The sequence below is a fragment of the Micrococcus sp. KRD070 genome (assembly GCF_017168435.1).
GTDB classification, from domain to species: domain Bacteria; phylum Actinomycetota; class Actinomycetes; order Actinomycetales; family Micrococcaceae; genus Micrococcus; species Micrococcus luteus.
The window spans coordinates 85,881-110,239 of the sequence record NZ_JABFNH010000012.1 but is presented as its reverse complement, the minus strand read 5'-3'; the positions used below and the strand labels follow the sequence as shown (position 1 = coordinate 110,239).

The 24,359-nt window shown below is 75.5% G+C and carries 21 protein-coding genes; 9 read left to right on the top strand and 12 right to left on the bottom strand.

Translation table 11 applies throughout. The features are described from left to right. Nucleotides 1-349 precede the first annotated feature (349 nt). On the top strand, nt 350-1,354 hold the full coding sequence (gene rpf, locus J1M38_RS04420; protein ID WP_113914366.1) for a resuscitation-promoting factor Rpf: 1,005 nt from the start codon (nt 350-352) through the stop codon (nt 1,352-1,354). Between the two features lie 114 nt (nt 1,355-1,468). On the opposite strand, the gene argR is transcribed toward rpf, so the two are convergent. From argR to argC, 6 genes are read right to left on the bottom strand one after another with little or no spacing between them, the layout of a single operon-like run. Further along, the gene (gene argR / locus J1M38_RS04415; protein ID WP_049147960.1) at nt 1,469-1,957 is read right to left on the bottom strand and encodes an arginine repressor; all 489 of its coding nucleotides are present in this window, start codon (nt 1,955-1,957) and stop codon (nt 1,469-1,471) included. Further along, nucleotides 1,957-2,916 carry an ornithine carbamoyltransferase gene (gene argF, locus J1M38_RS04410; RefSeq protein ID WP_206481822.1) on the bottom strand — a complete coding sequence of 320 codons (960 nt, stop codon included), beginning with the start codon at nt 2,914-2,916 and terminating at the stop codon, nt 1,957-1,959. The genes argR and argF overlap by 1 nt, the downstream gene beginning before the upstream one ends. Continuing rightward, a complete protein-coding gene (locus tag J1M38_RS04405; RefSeq protein ID WP_206481819.1) occupies nt 2,913-4,199 on the bottom strand; it encodes an acetylornithine transaminase in 1,287 nt (428 codons plus the stop codon). The genes argF and J1M38_RS04405 overlap by 4 nt, the downstream gene beginning before the upstream one ends. Further along, nucleotides 4,196-5,182 carry an acetylglutamate kinase gene (argB, locus tag J1M38_RS04400; protein ID WP_225941358.1) on the bottom strand — a complete coding sequence of 329 codons (987 nt, stop codon included), beginning with the start codon at nt 5,180-5,182 and terminating at the stop codon, nt 4,196-4,198. Before argB ends, J1M38_RS04405 begins: the two co-directional genes overlap by 4 nt. 11 nt (nt 5,183-5,193) lie before the next feature. Further along, on the bottom strand, nt 5,194-6,354 hold the full coding sequence (argJ, locus tag J1M38_RS04395; protein ID WP_163721287.1) for a bifunctional glutamate N-acetyltransferase/amino-acid acetyltransferase ArgJ: 1,161 nt from the start codon (nt 6,352-6,354) through the stop codon (nt 5,194-5,196). After that, nucleotides 6,351-7,391 carry an N-acetyl-gamma-glutamyl-phosphate reductase gene (gene argC, locus J1M38_RS04390; RefSeq protein WP_095694725.1) on the bottom strand — a complete coding sequence of 347 codons (1,041 nt, stop codon included), beginning with the start codon at nt 7,389-7,391 and terminating at the stop codon, nt 6,351-6,353. The genes argJ and argC overlap by 4 nt, the downstream gene beginning before the upstream one ends. Nucleotides 7,392-7,493: 102 nt before the next feature. Here argC and J1M38_RS04385 point away from each other — a divergent pair, with 102 nt between their 5' ends. The 3 genes from J1M38_RS04385 to J1M38_RS04375 all read left to right on the top strand — a co-directional run bounded on the left by J1M38_RS04385 (nt 7,494) and on the right by J1M38_RS04375 (nt 13,961). Beyond that, nucleotides 7,494-8,495 carry a quinone oxidoreductase gene (locus J1M38_RS04385; RefSeq protein WP_036337495.1) on the top strand — a complete coding sequence of 334 codons (1,002 nt, stop codon included), beginning with the start codon at nt 7,494-7,496 and terminating at the stop codon, nt 8,493-8,495. 121 nt (nt 8,496-8,616) lie between these two features. Continuing rightward, nucleotides 8,617-12,624 carry a Pls/PosA family non-ribosomal peptide synthetase gene (locus tag J1M38_RS04380; RefSeq protein ID WP_206501181.1) on the top strand — a complete coding sequence of 1,336 codons (4,008 nt, stop codon included), beginning with the start codon at nt 8,617-8,619 and terminating at the stop codon, nt 12,622-12,624. Continuing rightward, complete coding sequence (locus tag J1M38_RS04375; protein ID WP_036337490.1) at nt 12,621-13,961, top strand: M1 family metallopeptidase; 1,341 nt, start codon at nt 12,621-12,623, stop codon at nt 13,959-13,961. The genes J1M38_RS04380 and J1M38_RS04375 overlap by 4 nt, the downstream gene beginning before the upstream one ends. An 18-nt stretch (nt 13,962-13,979) precedes the next feature. Here J1M38_RS04375 and J1M38_RS04370 read toward each other — a convergent pair whose 3' ends face one another. The 3 genes from J1M38_RS04370 to pheS are packed head-to-tail and all read right to left on the bottom strand — an operon-like array spanning nt 13,980 to nt 18,268. Continuing rightward, complete coding sequence (locus J1M38_RS04370) at nt 13,980-14,600, bottom strand: 4'-phosphopantetheinyl transferase superfamily protein (protein WP_036337488.1); 621 nt, start codon at nt 14,598-14,600, stop codon at nt 13,980-13,982. A 2-nt stretch (nt 14,601-14,602) separates the two neighbouring features. After that, a complete protein-coding gene (pheT, locus tag J1M38_RS04365; protein ID WP_044659791.1) occupies nt 14,603-17,182 on the bottom strand; it encodes a phenylalanine--tRNA ligase subunit beta in 2,580 nt (859 codons plus the stop codon). A gap of 3 nt (nt 17,183-17,185) precedes the next feature. Then, nucleotides 17,186-18,268, bottom strand: coding sequence for a phenylalanine--tRNA ligase subunit alpha (pheS, locus tag J1M38_RS04360; protein WP_012750956.1), 1,083 nt, complete (start codon nt 18,266-18,268; stop codon nt 17,186-17,188). 86 nt (nt 18,269-18,354) lie between these two features. On the opposite strand from pheS, the gene J1M38_RS04355 reads away from it, so the two are divergent. Next, complete coding sequence (locus tag J1M38_RS04355) at nt 18,355-18,762, top strand: CHY zinc finger protein (RefSeq protein WP_044659790.1); 408 nt, start codon at nt 18,355-18,357, stop codon at nt 18,760-18,762. Beyond that, complete coding sequence (locus tag J1M38_RS04350; RefSeq protein ID WP_036383186.1) at nt 18,759-19,208, top strand: hypothetical protein; 450 nt, start codon at nt 18,759-18,761, stop codon at nt 19,206-19,208. Before J1M38_RS04355 ends, J1M38_RS04350 begins: the two co-directional genes overlap by 4 nt. A 45-nt stretch (nt 19,209-19,253) precedes the next feature. Here J1M38_RS04350 and J1M38_RS04345 read toward each other — a convergent pair whose 3' ends face one another. Then, nucleotides 19,254-19,916, bottom strand: coding sequence for a hypothetical protein (locus J1M38_RS04345; RefSeq protein ID WP_044659793.1), 663 nt, complete (start codon nt 19,914-19,916; stop codon nt 19,254-19,256). A 92-nt stretch (nt 19,917-20,008) separates the two neighbouring features. Between J1M38_RS04345 and J1M38_RS04340 the strand changes: the two genes are divergently transcribed. Next, nucleotides 20,009-21,082, top strand: coding sequence for an Rv2578c family radical SAM protein (locus J1M38_RS04340; RefSeq protein ID WP_041104195.1), 1,074 nt, complete (start codon nt 20,009-20,011; stop codon nt 21,080-21,082). Between the two features lie 34 nt (nt 21,083-21,116). Here J1M38_RS04340 and J1M38_RS04335 read toward each other — a convergent pair whose 3' ends face one another. Continuing rightward, nucleotides 21,117-21,629, bottom strand: a complete 513-nt coding sequence (locus tag J1M38_RS04335) for a (deoxy)nucleoside triphosphate pyrophosphohydrolase (RefSeq protein ID WP_041104197.1) — start codon at nt 21,627-21,629, stop codon at nt 21,117-21,119. A 163-nt stretch (nt 21,630-21,792) separates the two neighbouring features. Here J1M38_RS04335 and J1M38_RS04330 point away from each other — a divergent pair, with 163 nt between their 5' ends. Both J1M38_RS04330 and J1M38_RS04325 read left to right on the top strand, forming a co-directional pair. Further along, on the top strand, nt 21,793-22,983 hold the full coding sequence (locus J1M38_RS04330) for an MFS transporter (RefSeq protein WP_309226103.1): 1,191 nt from the start codon (nt 21,793-21,795) through the stop codon (nt 22,981-22,983). 141 nt (nt 22,984-23,124) lie between these two features. After that, on the top strand, nt 23,125-23,397 hold the full coding sequence (locus J1M38_RS04325; RefSeq protein WP_036315639.1) for a GlsB/YeaQ/YmgE family stress response membrane protein: 273 nt from the start codon (nt 23,125-23,127) through the stop codon (nt 23,395-23,397). 88 nt (nt 23,398-23,485) lie between these two features. On the opposite strand, the gene J1M38_RS04320 is transcribed toward J1M38_RS04325, so the two are convergent. Next, on the bottom strand, nt 23,486-24,359 hold an 874-nt coding region (locus J1M38_RS04320; protein WP_206501180.1), incomplete at its 5' end, for an RNA methyltransferase.

Genomic DNA, 24,359 nt, shown 5'->3' with positions numbered 1-24,359 from the left:
TGTCCAATCAGACGCCCTGAGATCCAATGCGGGCAGTGGCGTGCATTTCGTCCACGTACTCCCGCCTCAGGTAGCGATTCGTCACCTGATCTCAAATGTGAGACGGACGGGCAAGAATCCGTCGACCCATGATTTGACGCGAGGGGGGCTCCCGTCGTTGACTCTTCCGTAGCCGATTCGTGATCGAACCGTGATCTGACCGAGAGGTCGGGGACGGGGAGGCCACGACATCGAACCCCCTCCGACGGTCGCCCGCTGCTGGGTCGTCTCGAACCGACGGAGGGCATGACCCGACCAAGGAGAAGGACGACCCCGGCGCGCCTCGGCCGCCGATCAGCGAGGACTCGCCATGGACACCATGACTCTCTTCACCACTTCCGCCACCCGCTCCCGCCGTGCCACCGCCTCGATCGTTGCGGGCATGACCCTCGCCGGCGCCGCCGCCGTGGGCTTCTCCGCTCCGGCCCAGGCCGCCACCGTGGACACCTGGGATCGCCTCGCCGAGTGCGAGTCCAACGGCACCTGGGACATCAACACCGGCAACGGCTTCTACGGCGGCGTGCAGTTCACCCTGTCCTCCTGGCAGGCCGTCGGCGGCGAGGGCTACCCGCATCAGGCCTCGAAGGCCGAGCAGATCAAGCGCGCCGAGATCCTCCAGGACCTGCAGGGCTGGGGCGCCTGGCCGCTGTGCTCGCAGAAGCTGGGCCTGACCCAGGCTGACGCGGACGCCGGCGACGTGGACGCCGCCCCGGTCGCCGTGGAGCGCACCGCCACCGTGCAGCGCCAGTCCGCCGCGGACGAGACTGCTGCCGACCAGGCTGCGGCTGAGCAGGCTGCTGCCGACCAGGCCGCGGCTGAGCAGGCTGCTGCCGACCAGGCCGCGGCCGAGCGCTGGGCCGCCAAGCAGGCTGCTGCCGACCAGGCCGCCGCCGAGCGCTGGGCCGCCAAGCAGGCTGCTGCCGACCAGGCCGCCGCCGAGCGCTGGGCCGCCAAGCAGGCTGCTGCCGAGCAGGCCGCCGCCGACAAGGCTGCCGCCCAGCGTGCCGCCGCCGCGGAGAAGGCTGCCGCTCAGAAGGCCGCTGCCGCTGAGAAGGCCGCCGCTCAGAAGGCTGCCGCCGCGGAGAAGGCCGCCGCTCAGAAGGCTGCCGCCGCTGAGCAGGCCGCTGCCGCGGAGCAGGCCGTCGTCGCCGAGGCCGAGACCATCGTCGTCAAGTCCGGTGACTCCCTCTGGAAGCTCGCCAACGAGTACGAGGTGGAGGGTGGCTGGACCGCCCTCTACGAGGCCAACAAGGGCGCCGTCTCCGACGCCGCCGTGATCTACGTCGGCCAGGAGCTCGTCCTGCCGCAGGCCTGAGACGCCTGACCGGTCCCCCGGACCGGTACCACACGAGGAAGGCCCCCGCCGTCGGCGGGGGCCTTCCTCGTGCCTGGTGCCCGTCACCCGCGCGGGCGGGGCCGGACGGGTCGGTTAGCCCGCCAGACCCAGCAGGTGGGCCGCGACGGCCGGGGCGGACGTGGTCCCCGTGGTGATGAGGAGGATGGTGTCGTCGCCGGCGATCGTGCCCATCACGTGCTCCACGCGCGCCTGGTCGATCACGCTGGCCAGGAACTGCGCCGCACCCGGGGGCGTGCGCAGGACCACGAGGTTCGCCGTGGGCTCGGCGGAGACGAGCAGCTCGCGGGCCATGCTCGCCAGCCGGTTCAGCTGCGCGTCCGAACCGCGGCCCGGCACGGCGCCGTCGTCGCCCTCCGCCGGCAGGGCGTAGACCATGCCGGCCGGCCCGCGCGTCCGCACCGCGCCGAGGTCCACCAGGTCCCGCGAGAGCGTGCCCTGGGTGACGGACAGCCCGCGATCACCCAGGGCGTCCGAGAGTTCGGCCTGGGAGCGGATGCCCCGGGTGGCCAGGATCTCCCGGATCGCGGCCTGACGGGCGATCTTCGTCGTGGGGGCGGCCATCAGCGCGGCTCCTCGGCCAGGCCGGAGCGATACAGCAGCCAGGCGATGAGCGCCTTCTGCGCGTGCAGGCGGTTCTCGGCCTCGTCGAACACCACGGACCGCGGCCCGTCGATCACCTCGGCCGTGACCTCGTAGCCCCGGTACGCGGGCAGGCAGTGCAGGAAGATCGCGTCGTCGGCCGCCCGCGCCATCGCGGCGGCGTCCACCTGGTAGTCGCGGAACAGCGCCAGGCGGGCCTCCTTCTCCTCCTCCTGGCCCATGGACACCCACGTGTCGGTCACGACGACGTCCGCGCCCGCCAGGGCCTCGGCCGCGTCCGTCGTGACGAGGATGGAACCGCCCGTCTCCGCCGCCCGCTGTCGGCCGGCGGCCACGACGTCCTCGGCAGGCAGGTGCCCCTCGGGTCCGGCGACCCGCACGTGCATGCCGGCCGTCGCGCAGCCGAGCAGGTACGAGTGGGCCATGTTGTTCGCCGCATCCCCCAGATACGCCAGGGTGCGGCCCGCCGTGCCGCCGAGGTGCTCGCGCACCGTCAGCAGGTCGGCGAGGATCTGACAGGGGTGGTAGTCGTCGCTGAGCGCGTTGACCACGGGCACCGAGGAATGGGCGGCCATCTCCTCGAGGCCGGCCTGGGCGAACGTGCGCCAGACGATGACGCCGACCATCCGCTCCAGCACGCGGGCCGTGTCCGCCACGGACTCCTTGTGGCCCAGCTGCGACTCCCCCGGGTTCACGATCAGCGGCGTCCCGCCGAGCTCGGCGATGCCCGCGGCGAACGAGACGCGGGTGCGCGTGGAGGTCTTGTCGAAGAACACGATGCCGGTCCGGGGCCCGGCCAGCGGGCGGTGCCGGAACCGGTCGGCCTTCATCTGCGCGGCGAGGTCGAGCACCTCGGCCTGCTCGGCCGGGGCGAGGTCCGTGTCCACCAGGAAGTGGCGGACGGCGGCAGCGGGGGTCATGGGCGGTCTCCTTCGGCGGGGGTCAGGGCGGCGGTCACGAGCCCGGGCAGGGCTGCGGCGAAGCGCTCGAGCTCGGCCACGGGCACGGTGAGCGGCGGGGCCAGGCGCAGGGTGGAGGGGCCGGTGGCGTTGAGGATCCAGCCCGCCTCGAGGCCGGCGGCGACGACGGCGGGGGCCAGCCCGCCGGCCGGGGCCGGTCCCGCGGGGTCGGCCAGATCGACGCCGATCCACAGGCCGTGACCGCGCACCGCGGCCACCTCGTGCAGGTCCTCCAGCAGGGCGGCCACGGCCTCACCCGCGGCGCGGACGTGGCCGAGCAGGCCCTCGTCCTCGACGGTCTGGAGCACGGCCAGGCCCGCGGCGGTGGCCAGGGGGTTGCCGCCGAACGTGGTGCCGTGCTGGCCGGCGGTGAGCAGCCCGGAGACGGCGGGGCCGACGCACACGAGCGCCCCGATCGGCACGCCGCCGCCCAGTCCCTTCGCCAGGGTGAAGGCGTCGGGCACCACCGGCTCTGCCGCCCCGGTGATGGCCGGGTTCTGGAAGCCGAACCACGTGCCGGTGCGGCCCACGCCGGACTGCACCTCGTCGAGGATCATCAGGGCGCCGGCCTCGCGGGTCGCGGCCCGCACCTCGGCCAGGTAGCCGGCCGGCCAGCCGTGCACGCCGGCCTCGCCCTGGACCGGCTCGAGGATGACGGCGGCGACGGTGGCGCCGTCGTCGTCCGGGGCCAGGGCCGCCCGCAGGGCTGCGGCGTCCCCGCCCGGCACGTGCTCCACGCCGCCGGGCAGCGGCTCGAAGGGCGCCCGGTAGGCCTCCTTGTGCGTGAGCGCGAGGGCGCCCATCGTGCGGCCGTGGAAGGCCCGCTCGAGCGCGATCACCCGCGTCCGGCGGCCGGACGGGTCGTCCGCACCGTGGCGGCGGGCGAGCTTGAACGCGGCCTCGTTGGCCTCCGTGCCGGAGTTCGCGAAGAACACGGTGGAGCCCGCGGGCACGCCGGCCAGTTCCAGCAGGCGCTCGGCCAGGCGGATCTGCGGCTCGGAGGTGAAGAGGTTGGACACGTGGCCGAGCGTGGCGATCTGCTCGGACACGGCCCGCACCAGCGCCGGGTGGCCGTGGCCGAGCGCATTCACGGCGATGCCGGCCAGCAGGTCCGTGTAGCGCCGGCCGTCGGCGTCCCACACGTGGACCCCCTCGCCGCGCACGAGCACGCGGGTGGGGCGGCCGAAGACGCCGGTCAGGGCGGCGTGGTAGCGCTCCAGCAGCGCGGACTGGTCGGTGCTCATGCGTCCTCCTCGGGGGTGGTCGGGGCGGTGGGTTCGGCGTCGGGCACCACCTGGGTGCCGACGCCCGCGGAGGTGAAGACTTCCAGCAGCATCGAGTGGGGGCGGCGGCCGTCCACGACGTGGGCGCGCTGCACGCCGGCGTCCACGGCCGCCAGGCACGCGGCCATCTTCGGGATCATCCCGGAGGCCAGGGAGGGCAGCAGTGCACGCAGCTGGGCGGCGGTGAGCGAGCTGATGAGGGAGTCCCGGTCCGGCCAGTCGGCGTAGAGGCCCTCGACGTCGGTGAGCAGCACGAGCTTCGCGGCGCCGAGGGCGGCGGCCAGGGCCGCGGCGGCGGTGTCCGCATTGACGTTGAGGACCTGCCTGGTGGGCTGGCCGTCGTCGTCGATCTCGGGGGCGACCGACGAGACCACGGGGATCCGCCCGGACTCGATCACGTCGAGGATCGCGGTCGGGTCGACGCCGGTGACCTCGCCCACGAGGCCGAGGTCCACCTCCTGCCCGTCCACGACGGCGCCCGTGCGGCGGGCGCGCAGCAGCCCCGCGTCCTCGCCGGAGAAGCCGACGGCGTACGGGCCGTGGGAGTTCACGAGGCCGACCAGCTCGCGGCCCACCTGTCCCGTGAGCACCATGCGGACCACGTCCATGGCCTCCTCGGTGGTCACGCGCAGGCCGCCGCGGAACTCGGACGCGATGCCGAGGCGGTCGAGCATCGCGTTGATCTGCGGGCCGCCGCCGTGCACCACCACGGGGTGGACCCCCACGTGGTGCAGGAACACGATGTCCTCGGCGAACGCCCGGCGCAGCTCCTCCGAGACCATGGCGTTGCCGCCGTACTTGACGACCATGACGGTTCCGGCGAACCGCCGGATCCAGGGCAGGGCCTCGATGAGGACCTCCGCCTTGGACTCGGCGCGGTCGAGCCGGTCCGCGGTGGACAGGACGGGTGTGGCCGCCGTGGCCGGGTCGGTGTGCGGGCTCATGCTGGGGGTCCTCACGTGGAGTAGGCGGAGTTCTCGTGGACGTAGTCGTGCGTCAGGTCGTTGGTCCAGACCGTGGCCTCGGCGTCGCCGGCGTGCAGGTCGACCTCGACGAGCACCTCGCGGGCCGTCAGGTCCACACGGGAGCGGTCCTCTCCCACGCCGGAGGCGCGGCACACCTGGACGCCGTTGAAGCGCACGTCGAGGGCGTACGGGTCGAAGGCGGCGACCGACTCCGGGACCGTGCCGACGGCGGCGATCACGCGTCCCCAGTTCGGGTCCTGGCCGAAGATCGCGGTCTTGAACAGGTTGGAGCGGCCGACGGCGCGCGCGACGGCCTCGGCCGCCTCCTCGGTCTCGGCGTGGACCACGCGCACGGCGATGTCGTGCCGGGCGCCCTCGGCGTCGGCGACGAGCTGGCGGGACAGGTCCGCGCAGACCTCGTGGAGGGCCGCGGCGAACGCCGCGGGATCGGGCGCGGTCCCGGACGCGCCCGAGGCCAGCAGGATCACGGTGTCGTTGGTGGACATGCACCCGTCCGAGTCGACCCGGTTGAAGGTGGCGCGCACGGCCTCGCGCAGGGCCGCGTCGAGGGCGGGGGCGGGGACGTCGGCGTCCGTGGTGATGACGCTGAGCATGGTGGCCATGCCGGGTGCCAGCATGCCCGCGCCCTTGGCCATGCCGCCCACGGTGAAGCCCTCGCCGCGGGCCACGGCGGTCTTGGCCACGGTGTCCGTGGTCTTGATCGCGACGGCGGCGTCCTCGCCGCCGGCCGGGCTCAGGGCGGCGACCGCCTCGGACACGCCCGCGGTGAGGGTGTCCATCGGCAGGCGTTCGCCGATGAGGCCGGTCGAGCAGACGAGCACGTCGTCGGCGGCGGTCCCGAGGGCCGCGGCCGCGTGCTCGGCGGTGCGACGGGCGTCCTCGAGGCCCTCGGCGCCGGTGGCCGCGTTGGCCCCGCCGGAGTTCAGGACGACCGCGGTGGCGCGGCCGTCCTGCACGGCGCGGCGGGTCCAGACCACGGGGGCGGCCGCCACCCGGTTCTCGGTGAGGACGGCGGCGGCCGCGTCGCGCGGGCCCTCGTTGACGACGACGGCGACGTCGGGCGTGCCCGAGGCCTTCAGCCCCGCGGTGACGCCGGCCGCCCGGAACCCCTGTGCTGCGGTGACGCTCACGGCGCGACCCCCTGCTGCTCGAGCCCCGCCTGCTCCGGCAGGCCCAGGGCGATGTTCATGGACTGCACGGCGCCGCCGGCCGTGCCCTTGGTGAGGTTGTCGAGCGCCGCGCAGACGATCACGCGGCCGGCCCGCTCGTCCACGGCGAGCTGCAGCTGCACGTGGTTGGAGCCGAGGACCGCCTTCGTGGTGGGCCACTGCCCCTCGGGGAGCAGGTGCACGAAGCGTTCGCCGCCGTAGGCCGCGGCCCATGCGGCGCGCACGTCCGCGGCGGCGACGCCGGGGCGCAGCCGCGCCGTGGCCGTCGCGAGGATGCCGCGCGACATCGGCGCGAGCGTGGGCGTGAAGGAGACGCGGACCGGCTCGCCGGCCGCCTGGGCCAGACCCTGCTCGATCTCCGGGGTGTGCCGGTGCCCGCCGCCGACGCCGTACGGGCGCATCCCGCCCATGACCTCGGCGCCGAGCAGGTGCGGCTTGAGCGCCTTGCCCGCCCCGGAGGTGCCCGAGGCGGCGACGATCACCACGTCCTGCGGCTCGAGCAGCCCCGCGGCGAAGCCGGGCGCGAGGGCGAGGATCGAGGTGGTCGGGTAGCACCCGGGGACGGCGATGCGGCGGGTGCCGGCGAGTCGCTCGCGCTGACCGGGCAGCTCGGGCAGGCCGTAGGGCCAGGTCCCGGCGTGCGCGGTGCCGTAGAAGGCCTCCCAGTCCGCGGCGGACTCGAGGCGGTGGTCGGCGCCCGCGTCGATCACCAGGGTGTCCGGGGAGCGCTCGGCGATCTCGGCCGCGAGCGCCCCGGAGGCCCCGTGGGGCAGCGCGAGGATCACGACGTCGTGACCGGCGAGGACGTCCGCGGTGGTCTCGGCGAGGACGCGGTCCGCCAGGGCGTGCAGGTGCGGCTGGAGGGCGCCGAGGCGCTCCCCCGCGTTCGAGTGGGCCGTGATGGCTCCGACGGTGACGGACGGGTGGCCGGCGAGCAGGCGCAGGGCCTCTCCCCCGGCGTAGCCGCTGGCTCCGGAGACGGCGACGGTGTGGGTCATGGCCCCATCCTAGCGTAGATATGCGTTGCACGGAATATCTATGCGTTGACTCGGGTCCCCCGGGACGGGCCGGATGTCCGGGCCCGCTCCTAGAGTGGGGCCATGACCACTGCGAACACCCCCGCCGTCCCCCGCACCCACCACGCCGTCGTCGTGTCCGCCACGGGCGGCCCCGAGGTCCTGCAGTGGACCGAGACGGAGGTGCCCTCCCCCGCACCGGGGCACGTGCTGGTGCGGACCGCCGCGGCGGGCCTGAACTTCATCGAGACGTACCAGCGCTCCGGGGTCTACGCGATGGACCTGCCCTTCACCCCCGGCACGGAGGGCTCCGGCGAGGTCGTCGCGCTCGGCGAGGGCGTGGACGCCGCGCTCCTGGGGGCCCGTGTCGCCACCGCGACGGCCACCGGTGCGTACGCCGAGCACTTCACCGCCCCCGCGGATCGTCTCCTCGCCGTCCCGGAGGGCATCGACCTGGCCGAGGCCGCCGCCCTTCCGCTGCAGGGCATGACGGCCCACTACCTCTGCCGGTCCACCTTCCCGGTGGAGGAGGGCCACACGGTGGTCGTGACGGCCGGTGCCGGCGGCGTGGGGCTCCTGCTCACCCAGCTCGCGACGGCCCGCGGCGCCCGCGTGGTCACCACGGCGTCCACGGAGGAGAAGCGGGAGCTGTCCCGGGGCGCGGGCGCCGTCGCCGCGGTGGACTACCCGGACCTCGCCGCCACGGTGGCCGAGCTGACCGACGGCGAGGGCGCGCACGCCGTGTTCGACGGCGTGGGGAAGGACACCTTCGACACCTCGCTCGAGGTGCTGCGCGTGCGCGGCACGCTCGTGCTCTTCGGCGGGGCCTCCGGGCAGGTGCCCCCCTTCGACCTGCAGCGGCTCAACGCGGCCGGCGCGCTGTACGTCACCCGGCCCTCGCTGGTGCACTACACGCGCACGGGCGAGGAGACCCGCTGGCGTGGTGGAGAGGTGTTCGGGGCGTGGGCCTCCGGCGAGCTCGACGTACGGATCGGCGAGCGCTTCCCGCTCGCGGACGCGGCCGCCGCGCACGCCGCCCTCGAGTCCCGGTCGACGACGGGCAAGGTACTGCTCACCCTCTCCTGAACCGGACCCGCCCGGTGCCTTCCGGGCGCCCCGCGCGGCCGCGGGCGGGGCATAGAATGTCCCGCTGCGGCCTGGTCCGCGTCCGACCCTCGGTTTGCCGCTCACACCCCCGGAGGCCCCTGTGTCCCTTTCGTCCGCCGCGCCCACCCCGCCCTCCGTCCCCATCGACCCCGCGGGCGCGCCGCATCGGCCGCAGCTGCCCGGCTCCGAGCGCACCCCGCCCGCCCGGACGCTCGTCGAGCTCTTCGACGCCACGGCGCGCGAGCACCCGGACGCGACCGCCCTGGACGACGGCGTCGAGCCGCTGACGTACGCGGAGCTGCGGGAGCGCGTCGACGAGACCGCCCGCCACCTGTGGGCCGCCGGCGTGCGGGCGGGAGACCGGGTCGGCGTGCGGATCGCCTCGGGCACGGCCGCGCTGTACGTCTCGATCCTCGGCGTGCTCGCCGCCGGCGCGGCCTACGTCCCCGTGGACGCGGACGATCCGGAGGAGCGCGCCCGTCTCGTGTTCGGCGAGGCGAAGGTGGCCGGCGTCCTCACCGACGAGCGGGTCTACGCCCCGCACCCCGAGCACACCGTGGACCCGGCCGCCGAGGCCCGCGCCCCCGGGCTCGAGGACGACGCGTGGATCATCTTCACCTCGGGCTCGACGGGCACCCCCAAGGGCGTGGCGGTGAGCCACCGCTCGGCCGCGGCCTTCGTGGACGCCGAGGCGCGGATCTTCCTGGCGGACGATCCGCTCGCCCCGGGCGACCGCGTGCTGGCGGGACTGTCCGTCGCGTTCGACGCCTCGTGCGAGGAGATGTGGCTCGCCTGGCGACACGGTGCATGCCTGGTCCCGGCCCCCCGCTCGCTCGTGCGCTCCGGCATGGACCTCGGCCCGTGGCTCGCCGAGCGGCGCATCACCGCCGTGTCCACCGTGCCGACCCTCGCCGCGATGTGGCCCACCGAGGCCATGGACAACGTCCGGCTGCTGATCTTCGGCGGCGAGGCCTGCCCGCCCGACCTCGCCGCGCGCCTGGCGGAGGACGGCCGCGAGGTCTGGAACACCTACGGCCCCACGGAAGCCACCGTCGTCGCGTGCGCGGCCCCGCTCACCGGTCTCGACCCGGTCCGCATCGGCCTGCCCCTGGACGGCTGGGACCTGGCCGTCGTCGATCCGCAGACCACGCTGCCCGTGGCCGAGGGCGAGACGGGCGAGCTGATCATCGGCGGCGTCGGCCTGGCCCGCTACCTCGACCCGGCCAAGGACGCCGAGAAGTACGCCCCCATGCCCTCCCTCGGCTGGGAGCGCGCCTACCGCTCCGGCGACCTCGTGGTCTTCGAGCCGGAGGGCCTGCTGTTCGTCGGCCGCGCCGACGACCAGGTGAAGCTCGGCGGCCGGCGCATCGAGCTCGGCGAGGTGGACGCGGCCCTCCAGGCCCTGCCCGGCGTCCACGGCGGCGCCGCGGCCGTGCAGACCACCCCGGCGGGCCACCAGATCCTCGTCGGCTATCTCGTGCCCGCGGACCCCGACGCCGGGCTCGACCTGCACATGGCCCGCGAGCACCTCGCGACGGAGCTGCCGGCCGCCCTCGTGCCCCGGCTGGCCGTCGTGGACTCCCTGCCCACGAAGACCTCCGGCAAGGTGGACCGCCACGCGCTGCCGTGGCCCCTGCCCGGCGCCGAGGTGGACGAGGACGCGCCCCCGCCGGACGAGGACACCGCCGACGGCTGGGTGCTGCGCCAGTGGGCGGACGTGCTCGGCGCGCCCCCCAAGGACGCCGACACCGACTTCTTCGAGGCCGGCGGCGGCTCGCTCGCCGCGGCCCAGCTCGTGGCCCGCCTGCGCCTGCGCCACCCGGCCGTGACCGTCCAGGACGTCTACCGCAACCCCACCGCCGGGGCCCTCGTGGCCGCCGTCGTGGGCGAGCACGGCCCCCACGGCATCGAGGTGCACGACCGGCACGTCGACCGCACCCGCCACCGCACCCAGTGGGTCCAGACCCTCGTGGGGCTGCCCGTGTTCGTCCTGCCCGCCCTGCGCCTGGGCGTGTGGACCGGCCTGGCCCTGAACCTGCTGACGCTCTCCGGGCTCGCGCCCGGGCTGCCCACCGTGCCGTGGTGGGTGCTGATCGTGGCCGGCCTGCTGGTGGTGACCGTACCCGGCCGCATGCTGCTCACCGCCGCGACGGCCCGGCTGCTGCTGCGCGGGGTGAGCCCCGGGTCCTACCCACGCGGCGGCCGCGTCCACCTGCGCCTGTGGCTCGCCCAGCAGATCAGCGACCTCGTGGACCCCTACTCGCTGGCCGGCGCCACGTGGGTGCCCGCCTACGCGCGGCTGCTGGGCAACCGGATCGGCAAGGACGTGGACATGCACACCGTGCCACCGGTCACCGGCATGCTCACGGTCGAGGAGGGCGCCGCGATCGAGCCCGAGGTGGACCTGTCCGGCTACTGGGTCGACGGCGACGTCGTCCGGCTCGGCGAGGTGCGCATCGGCGCGGACGCCGTCGTGGGCGCCCGCTCCACGCTCCTGCCGGGCGCCCGGGTCGGCGCCGGGGCGCACGTCGAGGCCGGGTCCACCGTCGCCGGGCGGGTGCGCGGCGGCCAGCGCCACGCCGGCTCCCCCGCCGTCAAGGTGGGCAAGGTGAAGTCCCGCGGCCCCGCCGAGGCGCCGCGGGAGACCCCGGGCTGGCGCCTGATGGCGACCGTCCTCTCGACCCTCATCTCCCTCCTGCCGCTCGTCTCCGCCGCCGCGGCGGCCGCGGTGGCCGCGTGGTCGCTGACCTGGTGGCCGCCGGCCCCGGAGGCGGGACCGCTGGCCGCCGTCGGGACCACCGCGGCGCGCCTGCTGGCCGCGAGCCCCCTGGTGGCCGGCGTGTGGTTCCTGACCCAGATGCTGCTCGTGCTCGTCACGGTGCGCCTGCTCGCGCTCGGCATCACGGAGGGGCACCACCCCGTGCGCTCCCGGGTCGGCTGGCAGGTGTGGGCCACCGAGCGCGTCCTCGACGCCGCCCGCGACCAGCTCTTCCCGATCTACGCCTCCCGCTTCACGCCGACGTGGCTGCGCCTGCTCGGCGCCGAGGTGGGCCGCGGCGTCGAGGCCTCCACCGTGGTGCTCGTGCCGAGCATGACCCGCGTGGGCGACGGCGCGTTCCTCGCCGACGACACGATGGTCTCCTCCTACTCCCTCGACGGCGGGTGGATGCACGTGGCCCCCGCGAAGGTCGGCAAGCGCTCGTTCGTGGGCAACTCCGGCATGGTGCCCGGCGGCCGCACCCTGCGCCGCGACTCGCTCGTGGCGGTGCTGTCCACCACCCCGGCCAAGACCAAGGCGGGCACCTCCTGGATGGGCTCCCCGCCCGTGCGCCTGCGCCGCAACGAGGTCACCGCGGACGCCTCCCTCACCTACGACCCGCCGGCCCGGCTCAAGGCCGCCCGCACCGCCTGGGAGCTGCTGCGCGCGATCCCGGTGTGGCTGCACGTGGCCCTGTCCATCGCCGTCGGCGCGACGCTGGCCGCCCTCATCGCGGTCGGCACGTGGGTGCTGGCCTTCGTCCTGGGCGGCGTCGTCCTGCTCGCGGCCGGCGCGGTCGCGGCGGGCCTGACCGTGCTCGCCAAGCGGGCCTTCGTCGGCCGGATCCGCGCGGGCGAGCACCCGCTGTGGTCCTCGTTCATCTGGCGCAACGAGGTCGCGGACACCTTCACCGAGTTCCTCGCCGCCCCGTGGTTCAGCCGGGCCGCGGCCGGCACCCCCGCCCTGGTCTGGTTCCTGCGCGCGATGGGCGCCCGCATCGGCCACGGCGCCTGGGTCGAGTCCTACTGGCTGCCCGAGGCCGACCTCGTGGAGCTCGGCGACGGCGCCACCGTGAACCGCGGCTGCGTCGTCCAGACCCACCTGTTCCACGACCGCGTGATGTCCCTGGACGCCGTCGTCCTGGAGGACGGCGCCACCCTCGGCCCCCACTCCGTGGTGCTGCCGGCCGCTCGCCTGGGCCGCGGCACCACCGTCGGCGCCGGGTCCCTCGTGATGCGCGGCGAGGAGCTGCCCGCCGGCACGTGGTGGCTCGGCAACCCGGTCTCCCCGTGGCGTCGTCCCGACGGCGACCCCGCCGCCGCGGCCACCCCCTCCCGAGAGGAAGCATGAGCACCGATCCCTACGTCCCGGGCGTCGGCACCGACGCCGCCACCGTCGAGCACATCGCACTGGACCTCGACGTGCGCCTGGCCGCGAACCGGGTCTCCGGCACCGCCGTCCTGCGCGTGCGCCTGACGAAGCAGAGCCGCCGCATCGAGCTGGACCTGTACCGGCTGCGCGTGTCCCGGGTGGACGCCGTCGTCGACGGCCGCGCCGTCGCCTCCTCGTTCACCCAGCCGGGCCGCGCCCCGAGCCGCCTCGTCGTCGACCTGGACGAGAGCCGGCCGGAGGGCACGCTCGTGGAGCTGACCGTGGTCTACGCGGGCACGCCCACGCTGCGGCGCAGCCCGTGGGGCACGATCGGCTGGGAGGAGCTCACGGACGGCGTGCTCGTGGCCGGGCAGCCCCACGGCGCCTCCACGTGGCTGCCGTGCGTGGACTCCCCCACCTCCCGCTCGACGGCGGAGATCACCCTCACCTGCGACGCGGGCTACCTGCCCGTCGCCAACGGCGTGGGCGCGCCCGTGCGCACGCGCGGCTCGCGGGTCACGTGGCGGTGGCGGCTCGACCAGCCCGTGCCCGCCTACCTGCTCAGCGTGCAGATCGGCCGCTACCGGCTCGTGGACGCCGCCCCTCCCGCCGAGGGCCTGCCGCCGCTGCGCCTCGTGGTCTCCCCGCGGACCGAGCAGCGGGCCCTCCGGGCCCTTGCCCCCCAGCCGGCCATGATGGCCACGTTCATCGACGCCTACGGGCCATACCCATTCGAGGACTACACCGCGGTCGTGGCCGACGAGGAGCTCGAGATCCCGCTCGAGGCCGCGAGCATGTCGCTGTTCGGCACCAACCACCTGGACGGCTCGTGGGAGTCCGAGCGGCTGATCGCCCACGAGATGTCCCACCAGTGGTTCGGCAACGCCGTGACCCTGGGCCGCTGGTCCGACCTGTGGCTGCACGAGGGCTTCGCCTGCTGGTCCGAGTGGCTGTGGGCCGAGGCCTCGGGGCGGTCCAGCATCACCTCGATGGCGCGGCGGGCCTGGCAGAAGCTGGCCGCGCACCCGGTGGAGCAGGCGCTGGCCGAGCCCGGGCCGGAGGAGATGTTCGAGGACTGGGTGTACAAGCGCGGCGCGCTCACCGTGGAGGCGCTGCGGCACCTGCTGGGCACGGACCTCTTCGGCTCCATGCTGCGCGCCTGGGTGCGGGAGCACCGGTTCGGCACCGTCGACTCCCTGGGGCTGCGCACGCACGTGCACGCGTGGGCCCCGCACGCCGGGGTGAGCCGAGCGCAGGTGGACGAGCTCTTCGACGCGTGGACGCTGCGGCCCGAGCTGCCGCCGTTCCCGGGCTGAGGCGCCCGCGCGGTCGACTCAGCGGCCCCGCAGCGCCAGCGCCCCGAGGAGACCGCCCGGCAGCCGGTCGGTGAGGTCCACCAGCACGACGTCGGCCGGCACGGTCAGTGCGTCGACGGCGGCGGGGTCGCCCGTGAAGCCGGTGCCGGCGGCCTTCACGAGCGCCTCCTTCCGCGTCCACAGCCGGGCCCGCGCGGCGGGCCTCTCGGGGGCGGGAAGCTCCCGCACCCGGGCGCGCTCCGCCGTCGAGAAGCCCACCCCGCCCAGGCCGTCCTCGTCCGCGAAGGCCGCGGCGTCCGCCCGCTCGACGTCCACCCCGAGGCCGAGCCCGTCGGCGGGCCGTGCCGGCGCCCACCACGCCCCGATCCGAGCCCGGTCCTCAGTGCCGGGCATCCGGACGCGCGTGAACGAGACGAGGGCGACCCGGCCGGGGGGCAGGCCGGTCAGCGCGGGGACGCCGTGCGCGGCCGAGCCGCAGCGCGGGCAGGCGTGCCGGAGCCCGAGCGGCCCCACCGGCACGCCCCAGGCCGCCGTCAGGGCGGTGCGCACCTGACCGAGCAGCGCGGAGACGGCGTCGGCCGCCCCCGCCGAGGCGGGGACGGCCGAGGTCAGGCCCCACGGGCCGGTCGCGACGGACACGGTCAGCGCTGGACCGCCCCGTGCCGCTGCGCCGCGAGCGCGGTGGCCGCGGCGCGGGCCTCGGAGACCTCCTCCGCGGTGAGCGTGCGGTCAGGGGCGCGGAAGCGCAGGGAGAACGCGAGGGACTTCCGCCCCTCCGGCACGCCCGCGCCCCGGTAGACGTCGAACAGCTCGACGGCCTCGAGCAGCTCCCCGGCACCCTCGGCGAGGGTCGCGCGCACGTCCCCGGCCACGACGGCCTCGTCCACCACGAGCGCCACGTCCTGCGTGCTCACGGGGAACGTGGACAGCGGTGCGGCGACCACGATCTCGGGGGCCGCGGCGCACAGCGCGTCCAGGTCCAGCTCCCACACGCTCGTGCGGGCGGGCAGGTCCTCGGCCTCGAGCCACTGCGGGTGCAGCTCGCCGGCGACGCCCACCACCCGGTCCCCGTGCTCGGTCACGACGACGAGCTCGGCCACCCGGCCCGGGTGGAACGCGTGGTGCCGGCCCTGCCGGACGGTCAGCTCGACGCCGAGGACGTCGGCCACGTCGAGGGCCCCGGCGATCGCGTCCTGCCAGTCCACCGGGCGGGGGTCGTGGTCCGGCCCGGGCGCCGAGTCGTGCCCGGCGTACAGACCGGCCACGTGCCACGGCTGAGCGGGGATGCCGGCCTCGAGGTCGGCGAGGACCTCGGCGGAGGGGTGGACCGCGCGCGGGGGGATCGTCGCCGAGCCCAGCTGCGCGCCGGGCAGGAAGACCAGCCCCATCTCGTACAGCGCCAGATCGCGGAAGCCGCGTCCGAGGTTGCGGCGCGCGGTCTCGACGAGGCCCGGCAGCAGCGACAGGCGCAGGTACCGGTACTGGGAGGCGATCGGATTGGCCAGGGCCACCATCGCCAGGGCCTGGCCCTGCGCGTCCGAGTCCGCCCCGAAACGCCGGTTCTGCTCCTCGGAGACGAACGGGTAGGCCAGCACCTCGGTGAGTCCCGCGGCCGCGAGCGCCGCCGACACGCGGCGACGCTGGGCCTGGCGGCGGGTGAAGCCGCGGCCCGGCGGGGCCACGGGCACCACGGAGGGGATCGCGTCGTAGCCGCGCAGGCGCGCGACCTCCTCGGCGAGGTCCTCGGGGATGCGCAGGTCCGTGCGCCACGACGGCGCGGTCACGGTCAGCCGCGGGGCGACGTCGGCGGCGGCCTCGGCGACGGTCACCTCGGCCCCCAGGGCCCGCAGCGTCACCACGACCTCGTCGGTCGTGTACGCCACGCCCACCAGGGCGGAGGGGAAGTCGGCGGCCATCTCGACGACGGCCGGCTGCGGCCGCGTCCCGACGTCGGTGACCCCGGGCTCGGCGGTGCCGCCGGCGAGCTCGACGAGCATCTGGACGGCCCGCTCGGCCGCCTCGTCGGCGATCTCCCAGTCGACGCCGCGCTCGTTGCGCTTCGACGCCTCCGAGGGCAGGCGGTGCCGGCGCCGCGTACGCGCGATCGACACGGGGTCGAAGTTCGCGGACTCGACCACGATCGTGGTGGTGGCGTCCGTGACCTCGGTGGCGGCCCCGCCCATGACGCCCGCCAGGCCGATGGGGCCGGAGTCGTCCGTGATGAGCAGGTCCTCCGCGTCGAGCTCGCGCTCCTTGCCGTCGAGGGTGGTCAGAGTCTCTCCGGCCCGCGCGCGGCGCACCACGATCTCGCCGGAGAGCGTGTCCGCGTCGTAGAAGTGCAGGGGCTGGCCCAGCTCCCACATGACGTAGTTGGAGATGTCCACCGGCAGGGAGATGGTGCGGATGCCGGCCAGGCGCAGGCGCGCGGCCAGCCACGGCGGGGTCGGGCGGGTCGCGTCCACGCCGGAGACCGTGCGGGCCACGAAGCGGGTGGCCCCGGGCTCGCCGTGGATCGGCGCGTCGTCGTCGATGCGGACGGCCGGGCCGGCGTCGTCGGCCGCGGGCGGGTGGACGGCGGCGGCCGGGTCCGTGAAGGGCACGCCGGTGGCGTGCGCGTACTCGCGCGCGACGCCGCGCATCGAGAACGCGTAGCCGCGGTCGGGCGTCACGTTGATCTCGGCGGCCTCGCCGTGCAGGTCCAGGACGTCCCGGGCGTCGGTGCCCGGCTCGGGGTCGAGCCCGAGGTCGCCGAGCACGATGATCCCGTCCGTGCCGTCGTCGCCCATGCCCAGCTCCGTGCTGGAGGCGATCATCCCGGCCGAGACGTGCCCGTAGGTCTTGCGGGGGCTGATGCGGAAGTCGCCGGGCAGCACCGCGCCGGGCAGGGTCACGACGACCTTGTCCCCGACCTCGAAGTTGTGGGCGCCGCACACGATGCCCTGCACGCCGGAGGGCTCGATGCCCTCGCCGGTGAGCGGCTGGGCGGCGCCCTCGGGAACCACCCGCACGGAGCACCAGTTGATGGTCTTGCCGTTCTTCTGCGGCTCGGGCTGCTTGGAGAGCACCTGCCCGACGACGATCGGGCCCTGCAGCTCGGCGGCCGGACGGTGGACGTCCTCCTCCTCGAGGCCGACGCGGACGAGGTCGGCCATCACGTCCTCGGCACGGTGCTCCGCGGGCACGGGGACGAACTCCCGCAGCCAGTCCAGGGGGATGCGCATGGATCAGACCTCCATTCCGAAGTGCTGGGAGAAGCGGACGTCGCCCTCGATCATGTCGTGCATGTCCGGGACCTCGTTGCGGAACATGAGCGTGCGCTCCACGCCCATGCCGAACGCGAACCCGGAGTACTCCTCCGGGTCCAGGCCCGCGGCGCGCAGCACATTCGGGTGCACCATGCCGCAGCCGCCCCACTCGATCCAGCGGGGCCCGCCCTTGGCGCCGGGGTGCCAGATGTCCAGCTCGGCGCTGGGCTCGGTGAACGGAAAGAAGTTCGGGCGCAGGCGGATGGCCGCCTCGGCCCCGAACATCTGGCGGGCGAAGTACTCGAGGGTGCCGCGCAGGTGGGCCATGGTCAGTCCCTTGTCCACGGCCAGGCCCTCGAACTGGTGGAACACCGGGGTGTGCGTGGCGTCCAGCTCGTCCGTGCGGAAGGTGCGGCCCGGGCACAGCACGTAGGTGGGGGCGCCCCGCTCGAGCAGGGAGCGCATCTGCACCGGGGAGGTGTGGGTGCGCAGCAGCAGGTGGGCCTCGGCCGGGGCCACGAAGAAGGTGTCCTGCATCTCGCGGGCCGGATGGTCCGGCGCGAAGTTGAGGGAGTCGAAGTTGAACCACTCGGACTCGAGCTCGGGGCCCTCCGCGATCTCCCAGCCCATGCCGACGAAGATCTCCGAGACACGGTCCATCGTCAGCGAGAGCGGGTGACGGGCGCCGACGCGGCGGCGACGGACCGCGGTGGTCACGTCCACCGTCTCCTCGCGCAGGATCCGCGCGGCCTGCTCCGCCTCGAGCACCTCGGTGCGGGCGGCCAGGGCCTTGCCCAGGCGGCCGCGTGCGGCGCCCATGAGCTTGCCGGCCTCCGCCTTGCGCTCCTTGGGCAGGGCGCCGATCGCCTTGTTCGCGAGAGTCAGGGGGGCCCGGTCGCCGGTGTGGGCCAGGCGGGCGGCCTTGAGCTCATCGAGGTCCGCCGCGGCCTCGTACGCGGCGAGCGCGGCCTGCACGGCGGCCTCCACCGCCTCCGCGTCCACGGGGGAGATCTCCGCCACGGGCGCGGTGGGTTCCGCGCCGGTCTCGGGGCTGGGTGTCATCAGGGCAACGACCTTCGCATGGGGGACGGTGGGACGCCCGTCAGTCTAGTGTCCGCCCCGGGCGCGCTCGGCCTAGGCTGAGGCGCATGACCGCCCCGGACTCCCTCGACGGCACCGACCCGCTGCTGCGGGGCGTGGGCCTGGACGCGCAGACCCGCTGCGCCCATTACGCCACGGCGCGGGACGTCGTCGCCCTGCGCTTCGCCTGCTGCCCCGCGTACTGGTCCTGCCACCGCTGCCACGCGGAGCTCGCCGACCACCCGGCCGTGCCGGTGCCGGCCGGCGACTTCGACCGGCCGCACGTGCTGTGCGGGGTGTGCCGCACCGAGCTGAGCGTGACCGCCTACCTCGCCCTCGAGGCCGCCGCCGATCCCGCGTGCCCGGCCTGCGGGGCGCCGTTCAACCCGGGCTGCGCCGCCCATGCCCCGCTCTACTTCGACGTCCCCGCGTCCGGGTCCCCCGCCGGTGAGGCCGATCCCGCGGCACAGCCATGACCGCCGCCCCCTCCCGGTCGTCGCCTCCGGCGCGCGTGCGGGCGCGCGGGCTGTGGAACCTGCTGAACCTGGCGACGCCACTGGGGCTGGTGGGCGCCGTCGTCGCCGGCTGCGCGCTGCGGCCCGGGCCGCACGGACTGATCGAGGCCCGCGGCTGGACGCACCGGTTCCCGGGCGGGGCCGCGTTCACGGTCGGCGACGTCGTGTTCACCCGCCCCGGCCTGCGCATGACGCCCGCGCTGTGGCGGCACGAGGCCGGCCATGCGGACCAGTACGCCCTCCTGCTGGGTCTGCCGTTCCTGCCGGCGTACGCGCTCGCGGCGGCGTGGTCGACGTGGCGGACCGGGGACCCGGCGTCGCGCAACGTCTTCGAACGACGCGCGGGCCTGGCCCTGGGCGGCTACGTCGAGCGGCCCGTGGTCCGCGGCCTGCGGCCGCGCCGCTGACGGGCACGGGCGGTCGCGCCGACGCGGACCCGGGGCCCGGGGAGGTCAGTGCAGGGTGCCGCCGGGGACGTCGAGGTCGGGGCCGCCGGCCAGCGCCGTCAGGGCGGCCTCGGCCACCGCGCGCGCCAGGTCGGCCGCGGGCAGCGCCGGGGTGTCCGGCGTCGGGCGGTGCTCGGCGTCCCACGGCACGTGGAGGAAGCCGGCGGCCCGGGCGGTGCCGGGGGCGTCGAGGAGGGCGTACATGACGTGGTTGCACACGAACGCGCCCGCGGACAGGGACGGCTCCGCGGCGACGCCGGCCGCCCGGATCGCGGCGACGGCACGCTTGGCGGGCAGGGTGGCGAACAGGGCCGCGGGCCCGTCGGCGCGCACGGGCCGGTCCACGGGCTGGTCCCCCGCGTTGTCCGGGATCCGGGCGTCCTGCAGGTTCACGGCCACCCGCTCGACCCGGACGGCCGCCGTGCCGCCGGCCAGCCCGACGGCGATCGCCACCTCCGGCCGGACCCGGTCGAGGGCCGCGGTCAGGGCAGACCCGGCCGCGCCGAACGCGCACGGCAGCTCGACCGCCTCGGCCGTCACACCCCGGTCCGCCAGGATGCCCACGGCGTCCCGTGCGGCGGCGGTCGACGGGTTGTGGACATCCCCGCCGAAGGGCTCGAAGCCCGTGAGCAGGACGCGGGTTACCGGGGCGGGTGCAGGGGAGGTCATGGCGACCACGGTAGGCGCGTCTGGGCGCCCGCGCCACGCCCGGACTCGAACACGCTTGCGGGTCGATTCGAACATGTGTTCTACTTCTGGCCATGCGATGGGAAGCGCAGACCCTGCGGTCCGAGGGCGGAGCCCAGCGGGCGACGGCCGGCACACCGGCCGGCTCCGCCGCCCTGCTGCCGCTCTCGGACCTGCAGCGGAGTGTCACCACCCCGGAGTTCGCGGGCGTCACCTTCCATGAGGTGGTCGCCAAGACCGCACTGAACTCGGTGCCGTCCGCCTCGGCAATGCCGTTCCGCTGGACCGTGAACCCGTACCGCGGCTGCACCCACGCCTGCCGGTACTGCTACGCCCGCAGCACCCACACCTTCCTCGAGCTCGATGCCGGAGCCGACTTCGACCGGCAGATCGTCGTGAAGGTCAACGTCGCCGAGGTGCTGCGCGCCGAGCTCGCCCGGCCCACGTGGGGCCGCGAGGCGGTGGCGTTGGGGACCAACACGGACCCGTACCAGCGGGCCGAGGGCCGCTACGCGCTGATGCCCGGGATCATCCGCGCCCTGGCGGATTCCGGCACCCCGTTCTCCGTGCTGACCAAGGGGACCCTGCTCGCGCGGGATGTGCCCCTGCTGCAGGCGGCCTCGCGTCAGGTGCCCGTGCAGGTCTCGCTGTCCCTGGCGATGCTCGATCCCGCCATCGCCGCCGCGGTCGAGCCGGGCACGCCGTCGCCGACCGCACGCCTGCGCCTGATCGAGCGGCTCGCCGCCGCGGGTGCGGACGTCACCGTCATGGCCATGCCTCTGCTGCCGTGGCTCACGGACGGGGACCGCGAGATCGACGCCCTCATGCGCGCGCTGGCGGACGCCGGAGCCGCGCGCGTCATGCCGGGCGCCCTGCACCTGCGGCCGGGCGCGAAGGAGTGGTACCTGGACTGGATCCGCCGTGAGCACCCGGATCTGCTGGCCGGCTACGAGCAGATGTACGCCCGGTCCGCCTACGCGCCCGAGTCGTACCGTCGCATGCTCACCCGGGTGGCCGGGGAGGCCGCCGCACGGCACGGCCTGGCCCGCGGCGGCGCCCACGGCATCCGGCGCGAGGACGGTCCCACGGCCCGGCGCACCCCGGCACCCCGGCCCTCCGCTCCGGCGGCGCAGCCCGCGCTGTTCTGACCGGTCCGCGGGGCGCGGCCGGCCGCGTGTCGACTCAGCGCCCCGCGGAGAACGCCGTGGCGGCGCCACGGAGCACCTCGGCCACGATCGGCCGGTCCGCCGGGATCCAGTCCAGGTGCCGCACGCCCGGCCCGGCGAGCGGCAGCCACGCCAGCAGATCGTGGTCCTGCAGGGCTCGGGGCCTCGCCCCCTCCTCCGCCAGGACGCCCCAGAACACCCGCATCCGGGCGCCGTTGGCCAGCTCCCACCCGGCCGGCTCCGGCGCCGCCACCTCGGGGCCGAGCCGCACGGCGACCCCGAGCTCCTCCCGACACTCCCGCAGCAGCGCCTCCTGGGCACCCTCCCCCGGCTCGACCTTGCCCCCGGGGAACTCCCAGAGTCCCCGCAGCGCGGCGGGCGCGCTGCGGCGGGCCGCCAGCAGGCGGGTCGGCGCGGCCGCATCGTCGAGCAGCGCGAGCCCCACGACCAGCCGCGGTCGCGCACCGTCCCGGGGCGACGTCGTCGGGCTGGCAGGGAGCACGGGGCGAGCAGGTGTGGCGGAGGTCATGAGCCCAGGCTAGCGAGGCCCCCGCCCCCGCAGACCGGAGTCCGTAGGCTGGGTCGGTGCCGCCCACGACCGTTCCCCCCGCGCCCCGCGTCCGACGCGCCCGGACCCGTCCATCCCACCGACCGCGCCGACGGGCCCCGGCGCGCTGCTGGGCGGCCGCCGCGTGCGTCTGCTGCCGGCCATCCTCGCGCTGGCCCTGGGCAGCTTCGCGATCGGCACCACGGAGTTCGCGATCATGGGGCTGCTCCCCCAGGCCGTGGCGGACCTGGGCATCGGGCTGGAGGCCGGCGGCGTGCTCATCTCGATGTACGCCCTCGGCGTGGTCGTCGGCGCCCCGCTGCTGGCGGCCGCCTTCGCCCGGGTGGACCGACGACTCACCAGCATCGTGCTGATGCTGCTCTTCCTCGCGGGCCACGTGGCCGCCTTCCTCGCCCCGGACGCGGCCACCATGATGGCCGCCCGCTTCATCTGCGGCCTGCCCCACGGGGCCTACTTCTCGGCGGCCGCCCTGGCCGCCGCGGACCTGGCCGGGCCCGCCCGCCGTGGCCAGGCCGTCGCATGGGTGATGGCGGGCCTGTCGGTGGCCAACGTGCTCGGCGTCCCGGCCGCCACCGCCCTGGGCCAGAGCGCGGGCTGGCGCTGGATGTTCGTCATCGTGGCGACGTGCGCGGCCCTGTGCGTGGCCGCCACCGCATGGCTCGTGCCGCCGGTCCCGGCGCCCGAGGGGGCGTCCGTGCGCCGCGAGCTGCGCGGCCTGGCGTCCGGGCGCCTGTGGGCCACGGTGGCCGTCGGCGTCCTCGGCTTCGCCGGCATGTTCGCCCTCTACACCTACATCGCCCCCCTGCTGACCACGGTGTCCGGCCTCGATGAGCGGTGGGTGCCCGCCGTCCTGGCCCTCTACGGGGTGGGCATGGTCGTCGGCACGCTCGTCGGCGGCGCCCTCACGGACCGCGACCCGGTGCGCACGCTGCGTCTGAGCTTCGCACTCAGCGCCGTCTTCCTTCTGGGCGTCGGCCTGACCGCGCAGTGGGCGCCCGTGATGGTGGTCTTCCTCTTCCTGGTGGCCGTCAGCGGCTCCGGGATCGCCCCGTCCCTGCAGGTGCTGCTGGTGGACTCCGCCCCCACCGCGCCGCAGTTGGCGGGCTCCCTGAACCACTCCGCACTGAACATGGCCAACGCCATGGGGGCCTGGGTCGGCGCGGCCGCGATCGGCGCCGGAGCCTCCCTGAGGACCCCGCCGCTCATCGGTGCCGCCATTGCCCTCGGCGGCCTCGTCCTCGCGCTCCTGCTGGTCCGACGCACCCCCGCCGTCGGCGCCGTCCCGCACGACGGCCCCTCCGCCGCCACCGTGTGAATCGCGTGCGGCGCGCTCGGTCCACGGGCGGCTGACCTCGCGATCGAGGGGTAGCGGGCCGTCAGAGGTGGCACAGGTGGAATCGGCTTGGCTAAGCTCCTTTCCGTACGTCATCATCCGCAACTCGAAAGGAACATCAGCATGTTCACCATCATCGCTTGGATCATTATCGGCCTCATCGCCGGTGCCATCGCTCGCCTGATTCTTCCGGGGCGACAGGGCTCCGGCTGGCTGGGTGCCCTCATCACGGGCCTCCTGGGTGCCGTTCTCGGTGGCTGGATCTCCACCCTGCTCGGCGGGGAAGGGCTCGGCGACGCGTTCAGCTGGCAGACGCTCATCTGGTCTGTGATCGGCGGCGTCATCGTGGCCTTCATCTGGCAGGCCATCACCAGCCGCCGCGGCACCCGCGTCTGAGCTGACATCGGCTGACCCGGCACCCGCCGGGTCGACCCCAGAAGGGGCGGGGATCCTCACGGATCCCCGCCCCTTCTGGCGTGTGCGTTCAGTCCCGCGTGGTCGGCGAGGCCATCGCCGAGGCGTAGAGGCACACCGTGGCCGCCGTGCCCACGTTCAGGGACTCCGCGGCGCCGTAGAGGGGCACGGCCACCCGGCGCTCCGCCAGGGCCAGCTCCGCCTCGTCCAGGCCCTGGGCCTCATTGCCGAACAGCCAGGCGGTGCGCGCCCCCAGCGACGCCGGGGACAGGGCGTCCAGTCGATCGGACCCGTGGCCGTCGGCGGCCCACACCTGTAGACCCGCCGCCCGGGCAGCCACCGCCACGTCCTCCGCCTGCACCCCCGCGAGCACGGGCAGGTGGAACAGGGACCCGGCGGTGGAGCGAACCACCTTCGGATTGAACGGGTCCACCGATCCGGCGGTGAGCACCACCGCGTCCGCGCCCGCGGCGTCCGCCGCGCGCAGCACCGTCCCCGCGTTGCCCGGGTCCTGCACGCGGCACAGCACGGCCGCCAGCGCCGCACCGTCGAACGCGTCCTCCAGGGCGGGCTGATCCGGGACGCGGGCCACGGCCACGACGCCCTGGCCCGTCACCGCGTCCGCCATGGCCGTCAGGACCTCGTCCGAGGCCTCCCGCACGAACACCCGCTCGCCGCCGTCGGGCCCGTCGGCGGCCACCCGCTCCACGAGGGCCGCCAGCTCCGAGTCCCGGTCGGCGAGCCCGGCGGAGACGTAGACCTGGGTGAGGACGCGACCGGCCGGCCACTGCCGCGCCGCGCCCGCCGGCCCCTCCCCCAGGTGCGCGCGCAGCGCCTCGCGGCACGCCTGCGGGCCCTCCACCAGGAACGTGCCGGTCCGGCGTCGCGCGGGCCGGCCGGCCAGGGCGGCGACGGCGCGGACGCGCTCGGCGCGGGGGTGGGTC

Coding starts and splice junctions, on each gene's coding strand:
- J1M38_RS04375 (WP_036337490.1), top strand. CDS start 12,621: ATGAGCACCGATCCCTACGTCCCGGGCGTCGGCACCGACGCCGCCACC.
- J1M38_RS04405 (WP_206481819.1), bottom strand. CDS start 4,199: ATGAGCACCGACCAGTCCGCGCTGCTGGAGCGCTACCACGCCGCCCTG.
- argF (WP_206481822.1), bottom strand. CDS start 2,916: ATGACCCCCGCTGCCGCCGTCCGCCACTTCCTGGTGGACACGGACCTC.
- argB (WP_225941358.1), bottom strand. CDS start 5,182: ATGAGCCCGCACACCGACCCGGCCACGGCGGCCACACCCGTCCTGTCC.
- argC (WP_095694725.1), bottom strand. CDS start 7,391: ATGACCCACACCGTCGCCGTCTCCGGAGCCAGCGGCTACGCCGGGGGA.
- J1M38_RS04335 (WP_041104197.1), bottom strand. CDS start 21,629: ATGACCTCCGCCACACCTGCTCGCCCCGTGCTCCCTGCCAGCCCGACG.
- J1M38_RS04355 (WP_044659790.1), top strand. CDS start 18,355: ATGACCGCCCCGGACTCCCTCGACGGCACCGACCCGCTGCTGCGGGGC.
- J1M38_RS04325 (WP_036315639.1), top strand. CDS start 23,125: ATGTTCACCATCATCGCTTGGATCATTATCGGCCTCATCGCCGGTGCC.
- J1M38_RS04385 (WP_036337495.1), top strand. CDS start 7,494: ATGACCACTGCGAACACCCCCGCCGTCCCCCGCACCCACCACGCCGTC.
- pheT (WP_044659791.1), bottom strand. CDS start 17,182: ATGCGCATCCCCCTGGACTGGCTGCGGGAGTTCGTCCCCGTGCCCGCG.
- pheS (WP_012750956.1), bottom strand. CDS start 18,268: ATGACACCCAGCCCCGAGACCGGCGCGGAACCCACCGCGCCCGTGGCG.
- J1M38_RS04350 (WP_036383186.1), top strand. CDS start 18,759: ATGACCGCCGCCCCCTCCCGGTCGTCGCCTCCGGCGCGCGTGCGGGCG.
- J1M38_RS04345 (WP_044659793.1), bottom strand. CDS start 19,916: ATGACCTCCCCTGCACCCGCCCCGGTAACCCGCGTCCTGCTCACGGGC.
- rpf (WP_113914366.1), top strand. CDS start 350: ATGGACACCATGACTCTCTTCACCACTTCCGCCACCCGCTCCCGCCGT.
- J1M38_RS04340 (WP_041104195.1), top strand. CDS start 20,009: ATGCGATGGGAAGCGCAGACCCTGCGGTCCGAGGGCGGAGCCCAGCGG.
- argR (WP_049147960.1), bottom strand. CDS start 1,957: ATGGCCGCCCCCACGACGAAGATCGCCCGTCAGGCCGCGATCCGGGAG.